The organism is Candidatus Methylomirabilis limnetica (assembly GCF_003044035.1).
In the GTDB taxonomy this organism is placed as follows: domain Bacteria; phylum Methylomirabilota; class Methylomirabilia; order Methylomirabilales; family Methylomirabilaceae; genus Methylomirabilis; species Methylomirabilis limnetica.
In genome coordinates, this window is record NZ_NVQC01000017.1 from 170,149 (window position 1) to 188,032 (window position 17,884).

General features: G+C 59.2%; 18 protein-coding genes. 6 read left to right on the top strand and 12 right to left on the bottom strand.

Annotated elements, in window-relative coordinates; genetic code table 11:
• Nucleotides 1-159 precede the first annotated feature (159 nt).
• The gene (gene dnaA, locus CLG94_RS06120; protein WP_107562029.1) at nt 160-1,518 is read left to right on the top strand and encodes a chromosomal replication initiator protein DnaA; all 1,359 of its coding nucleotides are present in this window, start codon (nt 160-162) and stop codon (nt 1,516-1,518) included.
• 215 nt (nt 1,519-1,733) lie between these two features.
• The gene (gene hpnA, locus CLG94_RS06125) at nt 1,734-2,726 is read left to right on the top strand and encodes a hopanoid-associated sugar epimerase (RefSeq protein ID WP_107561972.1); all 993 of its coding nucleotides are present in this window, start codon (nt 1,734-1,736) and stop codon (nt 2,724-2,726) included.
• A gap of 98 nt (nt 2,727-2,824) precedes the next feature.
• Here the strand turns inward: hpnA and CLG94_RS06130 are convergent, their stop codons facing one another.
• From CLG94_RS06130 to CLG94_RS06175, 10 genes are all read right to left on the bottom strand, one after another.
• Nucleotides 2,825-3,574, bottom strand: coding sequence for a cytochrome c biogenesis CcdA family protein (locus CLG94_RS06130; protein ID WP_107561973.1), 750 nt, complete (start codon nt 3,572-3,574; stop codon nt 2,825-2,827).
• Between the two features lie 26 nt (nt 3,575-3,600).
• Nucleotides 3,601-4,959 carry a M16 family metallopeptidase gene (locus CLG94_RS06135; RefSeq protein WP_107561974.1) on the bottom strand — a complete coding sequence of 453 codons (1,359 nt, stop codon included), beginning with the start codon at nt 4,957-4,959 and terminating at the stop codon, nt 3,601-3,603.
• 171 nt (nt 4,960-5,130) lie between these two features.
• On the bottom strand, nt 5,131-6,483 hold the full coding sequence (locus CLG94_RS06140) for a M16 family metallopeptidase (RefSeq protein WP_239993142.1): 1,353 nt from the start codon (nt 6,481-6,483) through the stop codon (nt 5,131-5,133).
• An 18-nt stretch (nt 6,484-6,501) separates the two neighbouring features.
• Nucleotides 6,502-6,972 carry a DUF192 domain-containing protein gene (locus CLG94_RS06145; protein WP_107561975.1) on the bottom strand — a complete coding sequence of 157 codons (471 nt, stop codon included), beginning with the start codon at nt 6,970-6,972 and terminating at the stop codon, nt 6,502-6,504.
• Nucleotides 6,969-7,946 (bottom strand): S1C family serine protease, encoded by a 978-nt coding sequence (locus CLG94_RS06150; protein WP_239993143.1) that lies wholly within the window; start codon nt 7,944-7,946, stop codon nt 6,969-6,971. The genes CLG94_RS06145 and CLG94_RS06150 overlap by 4 nt, the downstream gene beginning before the upstream one ends.
• A gap of 320 nt (nt 7,947-8,266) precedes the next feature.
• A complete protein-coding gene (locus CLG94_RS06155) occupies nt 8,267-8,416 on the bottom strand; it encodes a YHS domain-containing protein (RefSeq protein WP_107561977.1) in 150 nt (49 codons plus the stop codon).
• A gap of 14 nt (nt 8,417-8,430) precedes the next feature.
• Nucleotides 8,431-8,868 carry a CYCXC family (seleno)protein gene (locus tag CLG94_RS06160; protein WP_267462327.1) on the bottom strand — a complete coding sequence of 146 codons (438 nt, stop codon included), beginning with the start codon at nt 8,866-8,868 and terminating at the stop codon, nt 8,431-8,433.
• A 291-nt stretch (nt 8,869-9,159) separates the two neighbouring features.
• Nucleotides 9,160-11,769: a heavy metal translocating P-type ATPase gene (locus CLG94_RS06165; RefSeq protein WP_107561979.1), complete on the bottom strand. Its 2,610-nt coding sequence runs from the start codon at nt 11,767-11,769 to the stop codon at nt 9,160-9,162.
• Complete coding sequence (locus CLG94_RS06170) at nt 11,769-12,962, bottom strand: geranylgeranyl reductase family protein (protein WP_161954055.1); 1,194 nt, start codon at nt 12,960-12,962, stop codon at nt 11,769-11,771. The genes CLG94_RS06165 and CLG94_RS06170 overlap by 1 nt, the downstream gene beginning before the upstream one ends.
• A gap of 15 nt (nt 12,963-12,977) precedes the next feature.
• Nucleotides 12,978-13,256: a metal-sensitive transcriptional regulator gene (locus CLG94_RS06175; RefSeq protein WP_107562031.1), complete on the bottom strand. Its 279-nt coding sequence runs from the start codon at nt 13,254-13,256 to the stop codon at nt 12,978-12,980.
• A gap of 171 nt (nt 13,257-13,427) precedes the next feature.
• Here CLG94_RS06175 and CLG94_RS06180 point away from each other — a divergent pair, with 171 nt between their 5' ends.
• Nucleotides 13,428-14,222: an alpha/beta fold hydrolase gene (locus tag CLG94_RS06180; protein WP_107561981.1), complete on the top strand. Its 795-nt coding sequence runs from the start codon at nt 13,428-13,430 to the stop codon at nt 14,220-14,222.
• 54 nt (nt 14,223-14,276) lie between these two features.
• Nucleotides 14,277-15,086: a GNAT family N-acetyltransferase gene (locus CLG94_RS06185; protein WP_107561982.1), complete on the top strand. Its 810-nt coding sequence runs from the start codon at nt 14,277-14,279 to the stop codon at nt 15,084-15,086.
• Between the two features lie 312 nt (nt 15,087-15,398).
• Here the strand turns inward: CLG94_RS06185 and CLG94_RS06190 are convergent, their stop codons facing one another.
• Both CLG94_RS06190 and CLG94_RS06195 read right to left on the bottom strand, forming a co-directional pair.
• Nucleotides 15,399-15,686 carry a BrnA antitoxin family protein gene (locus CLG94_RS06190; RefSeq protein WP_107561983.1) on the bottom strand — a complete coding sequence of 96 codons (288 nt, stop codon included), beginning with the start codon at nt 15,684-15,686 and terminating at the stop codon, nt 15,399-15,401.
• Complete coding sequence (locus tag CLG94_RS06195; protein WP_107561984.1) at nt 15,683-15,985, bottom strand: BrnT family toxin; 303 nt, start codon at nt 15,983-15,985, stop codon at nt 15,683-15,685. Before CLG94_RS06195 ends, CLG94_RS06190 begins: the two co-directional genes overlap by 4 nt.
• Nucleotides 15,986-16,131: 146 nt before the next feature.
• On the opposite strand from CLG94_RS06195, the gene CLG94_RS06200 reads away from it, so the two are divergent.
• The gene (locus CLG94_RS06200; RefSeq protein WP_107561985.1) at nt 16,132-16,605 is read left to right on the top strand and encodes a Fur family transcriptional regulator; all 474 of its coding nucleotides are present in this window, start codon (nt 16,132-16,134) and stop codon (nt 16,603-16,605) included.
• Nucleotides 16,606-16,694: 89 nt separating this feature from the next.
• Nucleotides 16,695-17,729, top strand: coding sequence for an extracellular solute-binding protein (locus CLG94_RS06205; protein ID WP_161954056.1), 1,035 nt, complete (start codon nt 16,695-16,697; stop codon nt 17,727-17,729).
• The last annotated feature ends 155 nt before the right edge of the window (nt 17,730-17,884 follow it).

The following is a 17,884-nucleotide window of genomic DNA, read 5'->3' on the forward strand; positions in this document are numbered from 1 at the left end:
GACAAGCATTTACGCCTTATCCACACCTGTGGATAACCCTGTGGATAATGGAAACCCCATCTGGCAAAGACTCTATAGGAATCGTACAGCATTTTCTTAATAGATTCAACAGGTTAGATAGGGAGGCTTCCTGTGGATAACAATGGGCACGGTGCGCAGGTGAATCCGATCAATTCGTCCACCAGGGCACATGAGATCTGGCAAGAGGCCCTCTCAATCATCCAGGGTAAGGTCACACGCCAAAGCTTCGACAATTGGTTTCGCCCCCTGGCCCTGGAGTCGTTGGAAGACTCATGCGTCACGGTTCAGCTCCCGAATCAATTCTTTAAGGAGTGGTTTGAGGACCACCATCTAACTGTACTCAAATCGGTACTCGCGGATCTGATGTTCGCCAGCGTCGAGGTCATCCTCCGCATTGCTGAGCCAGGGGGGCAGGGCGAGCCAGATGTAAAACCCGAACCTGCCGTCAGACGACCAGTGAAGCGATTCCGGAACGAATCTGCAGTCCTCAACCCGAAGTATGTCTTCGAGAACTTCGTCGTAGGGAGCTCCAACCAGTTCGCCCACGCCGGCTGTCTGGCCGTGGCAGAGCAGCTTTCGAAAGCGTACAATCCGCTCTTTATCTATGGGGGCGTTGGCTTAGGGAAGACTCACCTGCTCCATGCCATCGGCCACCTGGCCCTCAAGCGAAATAATAGGCTCAGGCTTGCCTATGTCTCATCCGAGAAGTTTACGAACGACCTGATTAATGCCATCCGTTTCGATTCCACTGGTGAGTTCCGCAACCGCTACCGTAGCCTGGACCTGCTTCTCATCGACGATATCCAGTTTATCGCCGGCAAAGAGCGGACCCAGGAGGAGTTCTTCCATACCTTTAATGATCTGTACGACTCCTCCAAGCAGATCGTGGTCACCTCTGACAGCCTCCCGCGCGAGATCCCCACGCTGGAGGAGCGGCTACGTTCCCGGTTCGAGTGGGGTCTGATCGCTGACATCCAGTTGCCGGACCTCGAGACCAAGGCTGCCATCCTTCGGAAAAAGGCGCAGGCGGATGGCGCGCGGATCCCTGATGATGTCTCACTCTTTATCGCCAAGAACGTGCAGTCAAGTATCCGGGAACTGGAAGGCTCGTTGGTCCGCCTCATCGCCTACGCCTCGCTGACGGGCCGCGACATCACCTTAGAGCTCGCCCAGGAGACACTGAAGGAACTGAACGCCGAGCGGGCCAAGGTCATCACGCTGACCGCCATACAGCACACGGTGGCCGACTTCTATCGCGTCAAGGTCGAGGATCTCAAATCCAAGGGCAGAAACCAGGGTGTGGTTCTGCCGCGCCAGGTCGCCATGTACCTCAGTCGAACACTCACCGCCTCCTCGCTGCCGGTTATCGGCGAGGCGTTCGGCGGAAAGGACCATACGACAGTGATCCACTCCTGCGAGAAGATCAAGCGGAGGCTCGCAACGGATGAGGCATTCCGGCGACAAATCGACTCCCTCTCCCAAACGATCACCTCTTAGCGCCCTGAGTCAGAAGTTCGCAGCAGAAGACCCCCTCTCCCCCAGGCGGGAGAGGGCTGGGGTGAGGGGGTGCGTGTCCGCACAAAGCGCCCTCACCTGAACTCTCTCCCAGCCCTTAGGGCAGCCACAAGGGACTGCCCCTACACACCCCGGACTGCGCTTTGCACATCGCATTGACCGTTGCCTAAACCGGACCGTTCACATATTATCCAGTCATGCTGACACTTGTTACGGGTGGGACGGGCTTCGTCGGCGCCGCCGTCGTTCGCCTGTTGCTTGCGGAGGGGCATGCCGTTCGGGCGCTGGCTCGGCGCGGGAGCAACCTCCAAAACCTCGACGGCCTTGACCTTGAGTTGGCCTTTGGCGATCTCCTTGATAAGGAAACCTTACGACACGCTCTCAAGGGGTGCCGAAGGCTCTACCATGTCGGGGCTCACTACTCGCTCTGGGAGCCCTCATCGGAGGTCTTTTACCGGGTCAACGTGGACGGCACCAGAAAGCTCCTGGAAGCCGCCATGGAGGAAGGGGTTGAGCGGGTTGTCTATACCAGTACCGTCGGCACGCTCGGCTATCGGCACGATGGCAGCCCAGCCGACGAGGAGACACCGTCCTGTCTTGACCAGATGACCGGCCACTACAAGCGGTCAAAGTTCCTGGCCGAAGAAGAGGCACGAGGGGCCGTGCGTCGAGGACTGCCGGTCGTGATCGTCAACCCGAGCACTCCGGTCGGACCCCGCGACATTAAACCTACTCCAACGGGTCAGATCATCGTCGATTTCTTGAACCGTCGAATGCCGGCGTATATCGATACTGGCCTGAATTTCATCGACGTAGCAGATGTGGCCCGAGGTCATCTACTCGCCGCCGAACGTGGCCGGGTCGGAGAGCGGTACATCCTCGGCCGGAGCAACCTGACGCTTCAGCAGCTCTTCGCCACCCTGGGACAGATTGCGAAGCTCCCGCCGCCAAGAGTTCGTCTGCCATACCGGCTGATTCTACCGCTGGCCTATGGGAACCACTGGATTTCCTCCCTCATCACCAAGAAGCCGCCACGAATCCCCTTAGAGGGGGTGAAGATGGCCAAGCGGCGCATGTTTTTTGACGCCTCCAAGGCTGTAAGGGAGCTGGGGCTACCGCAATCGCCGATCGAGCAGGCGCTTGAGGAGGCCGTCCGCTGGTTCACCGATCACGGATATGTCACGAAATAACGTGCGGGGCACAAAACCCCCACCCCCCCCTTTACAAAAGGGGGGGGTGGGGGTTTTGAATGTAGGGGCAGCCCTCGTGGCTGCCCTCTGTGCGAACCTCATAGCCTCTGCCAAAGCCATTGCGGCGTCAGGCGAAGCGCATACGTCGAGAGGATCGTGAAATAGTTGGTGAGCAGGAGGCCGCCGACAAAAACGAGGAAGATCCCGCCAACGGTACTCACAACCGGTATCAACCGTTTGTACCGGTCAAAATAGTCGAGAAAGCGATTGAGGGCGAGGGCGCTCAAAAAGAACGGGATGGCGAGGCCGAGCGAGTAGGCGCCGAGCATCATGATCCCCGTATAGGCAGTCTTGGCCGTGCTCGCGTACAGCAGGATGGAACCCAGAATCGGGCCGACACACGGGGTCCATCCGGCAGCAAAGGTCACCCCCACGATGAACGCGCCCAGATATCCGGCCGGTCGATCCTTTAGCTCAAACTGGAAGGTCCGCGTGAGAAAAGGGAACTTGAGGAAACCGGCAATGTACAGGCCGAACAGGATGACCAGCACGCCCCCGACCTTCCTGAGAATCTGTTGGTAGTCAAACAGGAGCTGACCCAGCAGACTAAAGGAGGCGCCCAACGACATGAACACCACGGAAAAGCCGAAGATGAAGCAGAGGGCGTTCAGGATGATCGCCCGGCGTGTTCTTATATTGTTCACTGAGCCCGATAGTTCACTGAACGAGAGGCCGGTTATGAAGGAGAGGTAGGAGGGAAAGATCGGAAGCACGCAGGGTGAGAGGAAGGAAAGGATCCCGGCCCCCAGGGCCATCCAGATGGTCAATGCTCCGTCGGTCCCCAACATCAGCAGCCTATCGTCTTGGCCCTGCCCTACTCGGAGAGCGCTGCCTTAGCCTGATCGGCCACGACGACCAGGACGTAACCATCCGGCCTGAGATAGGTGCGCGCCACTCGGAGGATGTCCTCTTTGCTGATACCATCGATCAGCGTCCGGTAGCGGTCCGCATAGTCCAAGCCGAGCTTGTAATACTCCACCGAGGAAATCAACCCGGCGAGTTTTGCGTTAGTATCGAGCCGAAGGGGAAAGCTTCCGGTCAGGTAGGCCTTCGCATCAGCCAGCTCCTGATCGGTCACCCCCTGCTCCCGGATCCGCTGAAGCTCACGCACCACCTCCTGTATCGCAGGACCGGCGGTCTCATTCTTGGTCTGCAGCACCACCTGAAACGATCCTCGCTCCAGGCCGGGAGAGAATTGGGAGCTGACATCATAGGCCCAGCCCTTTTGCTCACGTATTCGCTCTACCAGGCGAGAGGAAAACCCGCCTCCTCCCAGGATGTAGTTCATGACCGTCAAGGCGTAGAAATCCGGATTATCCCGCCGGATTCCCTGATGACCGAGGATGATATTCGCCTGCGTCACGCTCCGTTCTACCTTTTTGACGACGATCTTCCCCTGAAGCGGCGTGGGCTCTGTCGCCCGCTTCACTGTTGCCTTGCTTTTCGGCCACGAACCAAGTAGTGCGCGAATCTGACCGGTGATCTCGCTTCGGTCGACGTCGCCCACCACGGTCACAAAGGTCCGTTCCGGAGTATAGTGATCGCGATAGAACCCCACAATCTCATCCCTGGTGATCGCGGTGAGGGTCGCCTCGCGTCCCTCCAGCGGACGACCGTATGGGTGGCTCCCAAAGACCAGATCGTCGAATACCTCCTGAGCCACCTCGCCAGGCTCCTCCTGCCGCTTCCGTAGCGCCGCCCTGATCTCCTGTACCTTCCTGGTGATCTCCCCTTGCTCAAAGGCCGGGTGAAGCAGGGCGTCCGCCAGTAGCTCCAGCCCCTTTGGCAAATCCTTCTTCAACACGGTCAGATCCAGTTCACTCAGATCCCGACCAGCGGATGAAGAGAGGGAGGCGCCAATAAAGTCCACCGACTCATCGATCTGGGCGGCTGTGCGAGTCGCCGTGCCCCTCGTCAGCAGCAGGGCCGTCAGATTGGCCAGCCCCGCACGCCCCTCCTGCTCCCACAGGGAGCCCGATTGCACCATCACCTTGATGGTCACAATCGGGAGCGCCCGACTGCTCCTGACCAGCAGCGTAAGCCCATTCTCCAGAACCTGTCGTTCGGCTAACGGGGCCGCCGCCACGATTACAGGCTGCAGCAGGAGCAGCAGAAGACCCAATATCGTAATCAGTCGGTATCGTCGCATCGCGCTATTTATCGCCTTTCGCATCCTGCACCAAACCCCCCTCACCCCCCTTTAAAGGGGGGTGACTTGAGGGTACTGAGGGCAGCCACAAGGGCTGCCCCTACACCCCGCGCTGCACTAAATCTTTCCGTTCCCCCCTTTGATAAAGGGGGGTGAGGGGGGTTTACTCCATGCTGGGCGCAGCAAGCAGCGCCCCTACTTCTTTATTTTCTCCGGGATCAGTACAGCGACGGTGCGATGATCCGGGGTCAGGTAGAGCCTCGCGACCCGTTGCAGATCCGCTGCCGTGACGGCGCGGATACCGGGGAGGTATGCCTCCCATGCGCGCCAGCCGGCCACGATCTCATACTCGGCCAGTTGCCTGGCCAGGCTGAACACCGAATCCTGCCCGAAGAGGAAACCGGCCTCGATCTGATTCTTCGCCTTCTGCAGCTCACGGTCCGGGACAGGGTCGTTTTTCACGCGCTCGATCTCTGCCGTCAGAGCCTGTTCAACCTCTTCAGCCGTTTTACCAGGCATTACGCTAGCGTAAAACGGGAAAAGGTTCGGGTCGATACTTTCCCGGTAATACCCCCCGCCGGCAAACAGCGCAAGCTGTTTCTCGTAGACCAGGCTCTTGTAAATCCTGGCGCTCTTGCCGCCAGACAGGATATAGGCCAGAATCTCGAGGGCAAAGTTATCGGGATGTTTCAGATTCGGGACATGGTACCCCATAAACACAAACGGTAGCTCCGCCTCCTTCTTCAGGACAAGCCTCCGCTCTCCCCGTTGCTCCGGTTCGATGGCGCGGACTGCGGGCGGGTCAGCGCCCCGTGGAATCGCGCCAAAGTGCTGTCGAATTTTTGGAAGCAGCTCGTCGCTCTTGAAATCACCGACCACGATCAGCACGGCGTTATTCGGCACATAGTAGGTGTTGTAGTGGCGTACCAGATCCTCCCGGTCCAGCTTCTCGATGTCAGACATCCAGCCAACGACAGGCTGCCGGTACGGGTGCACCTGAAACGCAGCAGCCCCCATCACCTCCCTCAGGGCGGAGATAGGCTCATCTTCTGTCCGCAGCCGGCGCTCCTCCATGACGACTGCCCTCTCCGATTCCGCCTCCTTCCGATCAATGAGGAGACCCCGCATCCGATCGGCCTCGAGCTCCAGGGCCAGTTCGACCCGATCCGAGGCAAACGTCTCGAAGTAGCCGGTGTAATCATCGCTGGTGAAGGCGTTGTCGCGACCGCCGTTTCTCTTGATGACCCTCGAAAACTGGCCGGGGCCTAGCTTCGATGTCCCCTTGAACATCATGTGCTCCAACAGGTGAGACAGGCCGGTGGTTCCAGGTTGCTCGTTGCGCGCGCCAACCCGATACCAGATGTGGATCGTTACCACGGGCGCCTTGTGCTCTTCAAGCAACAGGATCTTCAGCCCGTTCTCGAGCGCCGACTCCTTCACCCTGGCCGTGACCTGCGCGTCCACTAGACCTGGGGCCAGGATGACACAGAGAATCATCCAGGCTATCGCCAATCCCAGTCTTTGCAGTCGCTGTATCCGCTGTCTCATTACCGCTGCCATGGCGCGCTAACGACTCGATCCTTCATATTTGACACGGACCACCTGACCCACCGTAACGCTCATCTCTTGGGCGAATCCTGCCGGAACCTCCAGCACCATATCGGCTACCTGACTGACGACGGCAGGCGCCTCATGCAGGCGCGGCGGAGCAACGTTCGCATCAATGGCCACCATCTTACCCTCCCTGATCCAGAGAATATCGATCGGGATCAGCATCCCTTTCATCCAGAATACTCTGGGCTTCGCCGCGTCAAAAGGGAAGAGCATCCCTCTACCCTTTAAAAGCGACGATCGGCCCCCCAGCCCCCTCGCCTGCTCCTGTGCGGTTCGCACCACCTCAACGGTAATCGTCACCCGGCCGTCAATGACCACCTCGCCCCCTTGAAGGGCCGAGGCATCAGAGACCAGGAGCAGGTAGAGCAGAAGAGAGAAGAAGAAAGGGAACCCCTGGATGAAGAAATTCTGAACCGTCTTCATTTCTCAGGCAGCTCTCCCAGCCGAACCGAGAGGGCAAGTGGCCGCCCATCCCTAAGAATCTCGATCTTCACCTGGTCTCCCACCTTCCGCTCCCCATCCAAAAAGGCCGTCAGATCGTCTATCGATATCATCTTTCGGCTATCGACCGCAACGATAATATCCCCTCCTACATTGACCAGCATGTTACCGACCCGCGCCTTTCTTGTACTTCCCCTGATGCCCGCACGGTCCACCGGACCTTTTGGAGAGACCTGCATCACGACGATCCCCTGCCGAACCGGAAGCTTCAGGGCGTTGACCAACTCTGGCGTGATGTCCAGTCCGGCGACGCCCAGCCAGGGATGACTGACCCGCCCCTTGGCGATCAACTGGGGGAGCAGTCGCTTCGCCGTATCGATTGGGATGGCAAAACCGATTCCGACAGACCCGCCGCTCGGTGTGTAGATGGCGCTGTTGATCCCGACGACCTCGCCCCTGGAGTTCAGCAGCGGTCCGCCTGAATTGCCGGGATTGATCGGCGCGTCGGTCTGGATGACGCCTCGAATCTGGCGTCCACTCTCAGAGCGGAGCGTCCGACCCATCGAGCTGATCACGCCGCGGGTGACGGTTCGATCCAGGCCGAACGGATTGCCGATGGCAATGGCCATCTGCCCCACCTGCACGGTATCGCTACTTCCCAACTTCAAAGGGAAAAGCTTCTCCTTCGGAACAGAAATCTTTATGACTGCCAGATCATTGCTGGGATCACGGCCGATCAACTTTGCCGAAACCTTACTCTTGTCGGGTAACGTCACCTCTAGACTGTCAGCCTCTTCCACCACATGGTTATTCGTCAGGATATATCCCCGGTCATCCACTACGAAGCCCGTACCAGTACCTTTCTGGGGGACCGGATTGGAGAATACATCGTACGCCAGGGCGGTGCTGGTGATGTGAACGACGCCTGGGCTGGCATGTTTATAGACTGATATCACAATCTGTTCCTCAGGGCTAAGGCCAGAATTTTCCGCTTGGGTTTTTTGTGCCAGGGCGTCAACCCCAACGACGAGGCACCCAGCAGTCAAGAGCACAGCCAACACTGCGCGCCGAACCTGACCGGAAAAGCTATCAGACAAATGCCTCGCTCCTTCGATTACGTCAGCAACCCAAAAAGAAAAGTGGATCCTCCGTCCACTTCGACGACTGTAAAACACCACCGTGGGCTTGTCAACGCCCAAGGTGGCTAATCCAACTTTGCGAGCAAATCAGAGTCTACAGTGAGAGGCCCATAGCACTTCCTGTCTCGCACCTCGCACTACTGTTTCGAAATGTATTTCTCCGGCGACTGCTCGAAGGCTCGTTTGCAGCCTACAGCGCAGAAATAGTAGGTCACCCCTTGATAGACGGCTGTGGCCGCCGCCCGCTTTTCATCCACCATCATCTCACATACGGGATCTTTCGACATCGCTCCCCCTCCGCTCACCTTGCGTATTTTCGGTCAATTGCCGTCTTGATCTCTGCAACTGTCTTTCCCTGCTTGTGCATGGCATACGCATCCAGCGTAATGTCTTGGCACATCCCTCACCCGTCGGCATGCCGATCCGCGTAACAATCGAGGTTGCTTTGATGGTTGGCCGACGCGACGCAACCGCAATAGCAGGGCATCTGCTCGATCAGTTCCGGCGCTTCCTTGGCGATCCGATAGGCCTGCGCTGTTTTTCCACTGAACAGCGCAGGTGACGGCGTAACCGGCCGCGGCCGTTTCGGAATTACCTGAAGCACGCTACCGGCGCCTTCTGCTCTCCTCACGCCCGGGCGCCAACCAACGTCAAGCCCGACGAATAGGCCGACCAGGCCTCCGCCAAGGATCTTGAGAACCGCTCGTCGGTCAGACTGCTCTCCTTCATCCCGTTCCATACGCCTTCACCCTCCTCCCTTGTGTGTGTTGCGTCTATTGCGTCTATTGCGTTCATTTTCGTTGAGGGTCGATACCCCGCGGCTTGCCGCGAGTTCGTCATACCGGCGGAAGCCGGTATCCAGCGGGCCAGACTGGATTCCCCCGTATCCAGTACGGGGCAGGCGTGTCAAGCACGGAATGACGGTCCAGAACATAAGACGATACCCCGCGGCTTGCTGCGGGGTGTTTCATGGCGTTCATGGCGTCTAGCGCCTTACGCTGCACGCTATAGAGCATATTCGCCGATCCCGCTATGAGGACGCCGGCACGGCTGTGGGCTGAAATCTCCGTAAGCGGAGGGCATTGCTGACCACGGTGACCGAGGAGAGCGCCATGGCTGCGCCGGCCAGGACCGGACTCAGCATCACCCCCCACAACGGGTACAGGACGCCGGCGGCCACCGGGATCAGGACCACATTATAGGCAAATGCCCAAAACAGGTTCTGCTTGATGTTTCGCATCGTCAATCTACTTAACTGTAGCGCTGTCACGACGCTTCGCAGATCGCCCCCGATCAGGGTGATATCGGCCGCTTCCATCGCCACATCGGTCCCTGTTCCGATGGCGATCCCGACATCGGCCTGGGCCAGGGCGGGGGCGTCATTGATCCCATCGCCCACCATGGCCACCAGCTTCCCCTGCTCCTGGAGCCTGCGAACTTCCAGCGCCTTATGTTCCGGCAGAACCTCCGCCATGATCCGGTCGATTCCGACCTGCCTGGCGATAGCCTCGGCGGTCCGACGGGTATCTCCGGTGATCACGGCCACCTCAATGCCCAGGTGACGTATGGCAACTACGGCCGACTGCGAATACGGCTTCACGACGTCGGCCACAGCCACAATGCCGAGGAGCCGGGCATCGGCGGCGACGAACATCGACGTCTTCCCCTCCCCCGAGAGCGCTTCCGCCTGCTCGCCCATCCCGGCGAGGTCAATCCCGCGCTCCCGCATCAGAGCGATATTGCCAAGGAGAATCTCCCGCCCCTCTACGACGGCCCTGATCCCATATCCAGGGATCGCCTTAAACTCCTGCGGCTCGGCCACGTCGAGCCCCTTTGCCTTGGCGTAATCAATGATCGCCTGTCCAAGCGGGTGCTCGGAGCCTTGTTCCGCCGATGCCGCAAGCCGAAGTAGCTCCCGCTCATCCGGGCTCAGCGATAAGTTTCGAGTTTCGGGTTTCGGGTTTCTGGTCAAATTCGATGAAGAACTCGAAACTCGAAACTCGAAACTCGAAACAACATCCGTAACTACCGGCTGGCCGACGGTCAGCGTACCAGTCTTATCGAAAATGATCACGTTCACCTGGTAGGCTCGTTCAAGGCTCTCGGCGTTCTTGATCAGAATACCGTACTCTGCCCCCTTCCCGATTCCGACCATAATCGACGTGGGCGTCGCGAGACCCAGGGCACAGGGGCAGGCGATCACCAGCACGGCCACGAAGTTCGAGAGGGCAACGAGAAACGCCTGCTCACCCCCGAGCAGCAGCCAGACCCCGAAGGTCACGACCGCGATAACCAGGACGATCGGCACAAAGACCCCGGCGATCTTATCGACCAGTCGCTGGATGGGCGCCTTTGATCCCTGGGCCTGCTCGACCAATCGGACGATCTGGGCGAGGACGGTCTCTTGTCCCACCTTGGTCGCCTCGAACTTGAAGCTGCCCATCTTATTCATCGTTGCGCCAACCACCTGATCGCCCGGCCCCTTCTCCACAGGGAGGCTCTCCCCGGTCAGCATCGATTCATCAAGCGCCGATCGACCCTCGCGGATAATCCCGTCCACCGGCACCTTCTCCCCCGGCCTGACCAATACCAGGTCGCCGGCCCTAACCTCCTCCACCGGGATGTCTTGCGCGAGGTCCCCACGGATTACCCGAGCGGTCTTGGCCCGAAGTCCCATCAGTGTCTTAATCGCCTCAGAGGTCCGACCCTTCGCCTTGGCCTCAAGCCACCTTCCCATGACGATCAGGGTCATGAGGATGCTCGCTGTGTCGTAGTAGGTCATCGCCTCCATCCCCGTCGGAGCGATGGCCGCAGGGAAGAAGGTGAGCGCCGCACTGTACAGGTAGGCCGCATTCGTCCCGATCGACACCAGGGTGTTCATATCGGCGGTTCGGTGTTTCAGACTCATCCAGAACCCTCGATGGAACTGCCAGCCGACCCAGAACTGTACTGGTGTGGTAAGAACAAAGAGCAGGTTGGGGTTGGCGAGCAGCGAAGGCGCCCACGGGAACCAGTCCGGAAAACTGCCAAGCAGGATGGGGACGCTCAGGGCCGCCCCAACCAGAAATCTGGTCCGAAGCAGGCGGATCTCCGCATCTGCTGTCGCCTTCTCCTGATCGGGCGTTGGGACAGCATCCATGTCCGGGACAACATACCCGGCCGCTTCGATTGAGTTGCGCAGATCAGCCGGCTGGGTGACGGCGTCAAGGTAGGTCACGCTCGCCCGCTCCGTTGCGAAGTTGACGGAGGCGGAGACCACCCCCGGGACTTCCAGCAACGTCTGCTCGATGCGCTGCACGCACGAGGCGCAAGACATCCCCCGGATCGGGATCTCGACTACCCTCGTGTTCGCACGTTGCACCTCGGGCGCTACACTCAAAACCCCCCTTTGCCCCCCTTTGCTAAAGGGGGGGGCAGGTGGTTTTGGACTTTGCCCCTCTGCCTCTGCACGCCCTATCCCCATATTCCCCCCTTTCGTAAAGGGGGGGTGGGGGGGTTTAGTCACATACTGCTCCGGCGACTTGTCGAAGGCTTCTTTACAGCCCACCGCGCAGAAATAGTACTCTACCCCTCGGTAGCGGCTCGTGCCTGCGGCCTCCTCGGGGAGCACATCCATACCACAAATCGGGTCTCTTGCCATTACCAGCTTCCCAACTCTTGGCGTCTGCCGCTGAAGCCTCCTCGACCGGCCAAAAGATCAAACAGCATGACAATGGAACGAGGCGTCCCCGCCCAGACCTGATCCTCAAACGACTCGTAACTCTCCTCGCCTATCAAGACCTTTCTGTAGAGATCGATCACCCCGCGACGTCGTCTGAGCACCTGGAACCAAAGCCAGGGAAGCCGATGGGCCGCACGGCTCAGCCGGCCAGCCGCCTCAAGCGCCGGTGTGATCTCCGTCGAGATGGCCGCCTGATACCACTGGAGATCACCGCCATCGCTCCCCGCCCTGACAATGGCCCTGGCTGCCAGTTGTCCGCTCTGGATGGCGTAGTAGATCCCTTCCCCTAGAAAGGGATCGACCAGACATGCCGCGTCACCTGTGAGAAGCGCGCGTCCCCGGTGAATCGGGCCGGTCCCGTCATGATAGACCGGGATCATCGCCCCGGTGGTCCGCACCGCTTTGCCGTTGCTGAAGCCGCCGGCGCTGAGGAAGGCCGTGAGGCACGGTAGGGCCCGCTTCGCCGACCTCCGGTCGATCGATACGCCGACAGAGGCCACCCCACGCTTCGGAAAGGCCCAACAATAGCCCCCTGGGGTCCTACCCACATCGATGATCACCCGGCCCCGGAGCGCTGCCTCACCAGCGCTCGTCAAGGGAATCTCCGCGTCCAGCCCCACTGCCATTGGCTGCGCGCGATCCGGAAACAGATCCCTGGCGACAACGCCGCAGGCGCCATCAGCCCCGATCACAAAGTCCGCGATCTCCGTCCGCCCGCCGAGATCAACCTCGACACCGTTCGCCGATTCTTTGACAGATCGCACCGCCTGTCCATCCTGTAACTCGGCTCCGGCGTCAACCGCACGGCCGCACAGGGCCTGATCAAAGGTGTCGCGCCAGACCATATAGGCCACCGGCTCCGAAAAGGTCGCCTCGACCGGATTGCGACCGCGCCAGGTAAAGGTGAGGTTGGTAATCGACTCCTCGTTCAGCTCGCCCAGATCGAACGGCAGCAGCCGCTCCACCCGCCGCGACAGGCAGCCGCCGCACGCCTTATAGCGAGGCAGCCTTCGCCGTTCCAGCAGAAGCACCTTGGCGCCCGCCTTTGCCAGCGCCATCGCCGCCGTCGCCCCGGCAGGCCCGCCACCAACTACGATCGTATCGTATCGCACCAGATCCCTCAGGCGCTACCGGCCGTAGCGCGCGAAGACCTCCAGAAGTTCCTCAATCTTCTTCTGTCGATCCTCCGCCCGCCCGGAGGCTATCGCCTCTGCAACACACGATTCAATATGACGGCCCAGGAGAATCTTACGAACCTGCTCCAACGCGCCATGGACGGCGGAGAGCTGCAACAGGATATCGACGCAGTACTTCCCCTCCTCCACCATCCGCTGCACGCCCTGCACCTGGCCCTCGATCCGGCTCAGGCGGCCCATCGCCTTTTGCTTCGTCTCCTCGTCGATCATCTCTTCCACCTCAATTCAGTCTAAGCGACAACTACCCTACTCCGGTAGAGTATACGCCCGCATGGCGATCCAGTCAAAACTAACCCGGTAATCAGGTGTCTTGCGTCTCGCTTCATCCGTCCCTCGCCAGATTGATTGACATCTATAATCTGCCCCCTTACAATCGCCTCTATGCCAAAAGTCCGGGTCGGCGAGATTGAGATGTTTTACCACGAAGACGGCCACTGTGAGCCTGTCTTCTGGATCCACGGGCTCGGCATCGACCACCGGATCTGGGCGCTGCAGATACCGCTGTTCAGCCGGCACTTCCGTTGCGTGACCTTCGACAACCGCGACGCCGGCCAAAGTGACCGCTCACAGGGTTCCTATACTATACAGAACATGGCCGACGATGCCATCCGCCTGATGGACGCACTCGCCATTGATCAGGCCCACATCGTGGGTATTTCCATGGGCGGGGCGGTCGCCCAGGAGCTGGCTATTGCCCATCCTACCAGGGTCAAGCGACTGGTCCTTGTCTCGACCTACACCTCGGCCGATCGACGCGGCACTGACATACTGAACTCGTTCGCCTTGATGCGGGCCCGCTTCAGCCGGGAAGAGTATGCGCGGGCTACCAGTCCATGGGTATTCACGTACGAGGACTATCTTATCCCGGGATTGGCAGAGTCGGTCATCACCCGATTCCTGGAGGATCCATACTTTCTCCCGTCCGACGTCTACGCCCGCCAAATCGAGGCCGCACGCAGTCACTTCACCGAAGATCGCTTGAGCCGGATTACGGCCCCCACGCTGATTGTGGCCGGCGATGAAGATCTCATGACCCCAATGCGTTTTGCCGGGACGCTCCACGAGGGAATCCCCGGCGCTAAGCTGGCAGTGATCCGGGGCAGCGGACACGCCTTGGTCCTCACCCACGCTGAGGAGTTTAACCGCATCGTCCTGTCGTTCCTCAAAGAGTCCTGAGCCTCGATCAAATCCCCCCTCGCCCCCCTTTATCAAAGGGGGGTTGGAGAGATTATGGACGCGTCGATTCGCACTACCCTGGATTCTTACGAAACCTACCTCGTCGAGCACAACCGCTCCATGGGGTGCATGGTGACCATCAGGCACCCGTTCGTGCTTTTCACGAACGACGAGATCGCCGTGCCCTGGTACAACTATGCCGGCGTCGTACCGTGGAGCGAGATCCCAGGGCGCGAGTGCATCGAGGAGGTCATGGCGCACTACCGCGCGCGGGGCTATAGCCCGCACTTCACGTTCACGCTCGAGACAGCGCCGGAGGGACTGGCCGAGGCATTGCAGTCGGCGGGCTGTGCGCTCGAGTCCCACAAGTACGTCATGTTTCAGTACGAGCCGGTCGACCCGTCGGTACCGGCAGACGTGCGGCTGGGCAAGACAGGGCCTGAGGACATGCCGGCCGCGGGGCGCATCCTGGGCGTCAGTTTCGATTCGGGCGAGTCGGCGTGGCAGGATCCAACGGTGCGTATCCGGCTGGTTGCGCGTATGCGTGCGGCGCGCATGCACCAGCTCGGCGCGTGGGTGGATGGACAGCTTGCCGCAGCGGCACATCTGCACACGGGCGTCGGTGTGGGACATATTACCGGGGTAGCCACCGCTCCGGAGTTCCGCGGGCGCGGTCTGGCCGGCCTGCTCACCGCGTACGCCGCACGCTTCGCCCGCGAAGAAGGCGCCACGCTCGTCGCGCTCGAGGTAGCCACGCCGGACGCGGAGCGTGTGTACGCGCGCATCGGCTTCAGGCGCGCGGTAGAACGAGTTGAGTATAGTGTAACTACTCAGGTAGATAGGCTGAAGGCTGAAGGCTTTTAGGGGTAAGTCATGCGTGATCGTAACTACTCAGGTGTTTAGGCTGTAGGCTGAAGGCTGTTAGCCATTGCGCATGGACCGAATCAAGGCGCCCAGAACCTTTTCGGCCTCCATCATGTTCGCGTCGCATTCAGAAAACGCCTGGCTCATCTGTGCGCGTTCCTACAGTCTAAAAGACTACAGTCTATCCACCTGAATAGTTACGCGTGATCAAAGAAAACTCAGAAAAGGTCTTGAATGGCTCGATTCGTGCCTTGCTAGATAATTTAGAACCTTCAGCCTTCAGCCTTCAGCCTAAACACCTGAGTAGTTACCTTAGATCTTCGCCGGTCTATGACCGGCTGACTTCAATTCATGGTCGATGCGTTCGCTCAGGAACACCTTGAGCAATGACTGATATGGTACATCGCGTTTGTTCGCCAGGAGCTTCAACTCTTCCAACATGATTTCCGGCAGCCGCAACGATATCGTTTTTACAGAAGGGTGAAGCCGGGGAAAGAGCATCCTCCTGCCCTTCTTCCAATCGATGTAGTCCGTCGAGTCGGCCGTCGCCCAAAACTCGCGCTCTTCATCTTCCGACGAAAACCTCGGGATCTTCTTCATGACGCCTTATACTCCCTTCGCTCCTTCTTACTCATGTCTCTGGCCGAAATCACACGGATCAGATTGCGTCGGAGCGTAAAGACCACCAGCAACAGCCTCCCGGCATCGGTCTGGCCAAGAGCATACAATCGTTCCTCGACCTGGGAATGCACCAGGTCTTCGACAACAATAAGCGGACAATTGAAAAATATCTGCTCACACTCCGCAGCCGTCACGCGGTGATTTACCCAGCTCTTGAGGACATTTCCCTCGTCCCAAAGAAATCCTGTACACTTGGCCATCTGCTCGTATACGTCCATACGATATGTATATTATGACAGTATACACATGTCAAGAGGATAGACCAACAGACGGGCTGTTGAATTTTTTTCTTGACACTGCTCCGGTCAACATTTATCCTGGGCTGGTTAATCGACATTGACAATCGTTTTCATTTTCTTATGCTATGAAGGCTAAACTTCTCCAATTCCAGCAGTACCTTCATCGAGCCGGGCTGAAGGCGACCCGCCAGCGCGAGTTGATCGCACGGGCCTTCTTCGCCACGACGACGCACGTCAGCGCCGAGGGCCTCTATCGCCAGGTGGGGGGTCGGAACCCACGGATCGGGCTCGTCACCGTCTATCGGACACTGAAACTCCTGAAGAACGCCGGGCTTGCCCATGAGCGACAGTTCGGCGATGGGCGCGGCCTGTTCGAGCACGCATCCAGTGAGCGCCACCACGATCACATTATCTGCACCGAGTGCGGCAAGATCACCGAGTTCGCAAGCTGCGAGATCGAGGCGCTGCAGGAACAGATCGTCCGTAGGTTGGGTTTCTCCATTCAGTACCACAAGCTGGAGCTGTACGGTCTCTGTCGCGACTGTGGCGCGAACGTCAGCAGAGGACCCGGTAAGGTCTCTGCGATTGTGGCCGGATGAGGCCCCCGGAAGAAGCCTTTTTAGGCGACCTTATTGAAAATGATTGTCTTTGTCATGCGGCGTCCCGAGATCCGCAGCTAGGAGGTGTAATGGCACGTTTCAGAAGGCTGGTGCGTAGTAGGCGCCTCTCAACACGACTCCTGTCCTCTTGGGTCTTACTCCTTACCGTATCGTTGCTCTTACACGTACACGCTTCTGCATCGGCCTCCGAGTTAGTCATCTACTCCGGCCGTAAAGAGAGCGCGATTAAGCCGGTAGTGGAACTCTTTGAGCGGCAGACCGGCATCAAGGTTGCGCTGAAAACGGGCAAGACCTCCGGCCTCGCGAACGAGATGCTCCAGGAACGGCAGCGGCCGAGGGCCGATATCTTTATCGCCACCGAGGCCGGTGTCTGCGAGATCCTTGCGAAGGAAGGGCTACTGGAGCCGTATACCTCTCCCGGCGCCCGCGCGATGCCGGCCTCGCACAAGAGTGCTCGCGGGCTTTGGACCGGTATCTCCGGACGCGCCAGGGTCATCATTTACAACAAGAACCTCGTGAGGGAGAGCGATACCCCGAACTCGATATTAGACCTGACCGAGGCCAGGTGGAAGGGGAAGATCGCCATCGCCGGTACGCGCGAGCGGACGACCCTCGCCTGGCTGAGCGCCTTGGTGGAGGTCATGGGCGAGGCGAAGGCCAAGGCGTACATCGATAAGCTGATCGAGAACGGTCTGAAGGTCCTGCCTGACAACTCCGATGTCTGGCGCGGCGTAGGGAGCGGTGAGTTCGCCGTGGGATTGACTAACTCACCCAACTACCACCTGGCCCTTGAAGCGAAGCTGCCGATCGGGGTCGTGTATCCGGATCAAGGGCCTGCAGGCATGGGCGTCATGGTCAACCCGAATGCTGTAGCAATCGTGAAGGGCGCAAAGAACCTCGACCAGGCCAGGCAATTCGTCGATTTCCTCTTCAGTAAGCCTGCCCAGGAACTCCTGGTTCACCACGCCTTCGAGATCCCGCTCCTTCCCGGGATAGACCCTGGCCCGGTCCGGCCGCTCGCGGGGTTCAAAGCGCTCCAGATCAGTCAAGAGCGCCTGGCTGACCTGGAGGATAAAACCATCGCCCTCTTCCCCGGTCTGTAAGGGCCGGCCGAACATCTAACGTAACTACTCAGGTAGACAGGCTGAAGGCTGAAGGCTGAAGGTTTTTAGTGACAAATCATGTGCGATCACACAAAACTTCGGGCATTTGAGTTGGCGGATGAAGTAGCAATATTGGTTTATCGGGTTGAACAAGA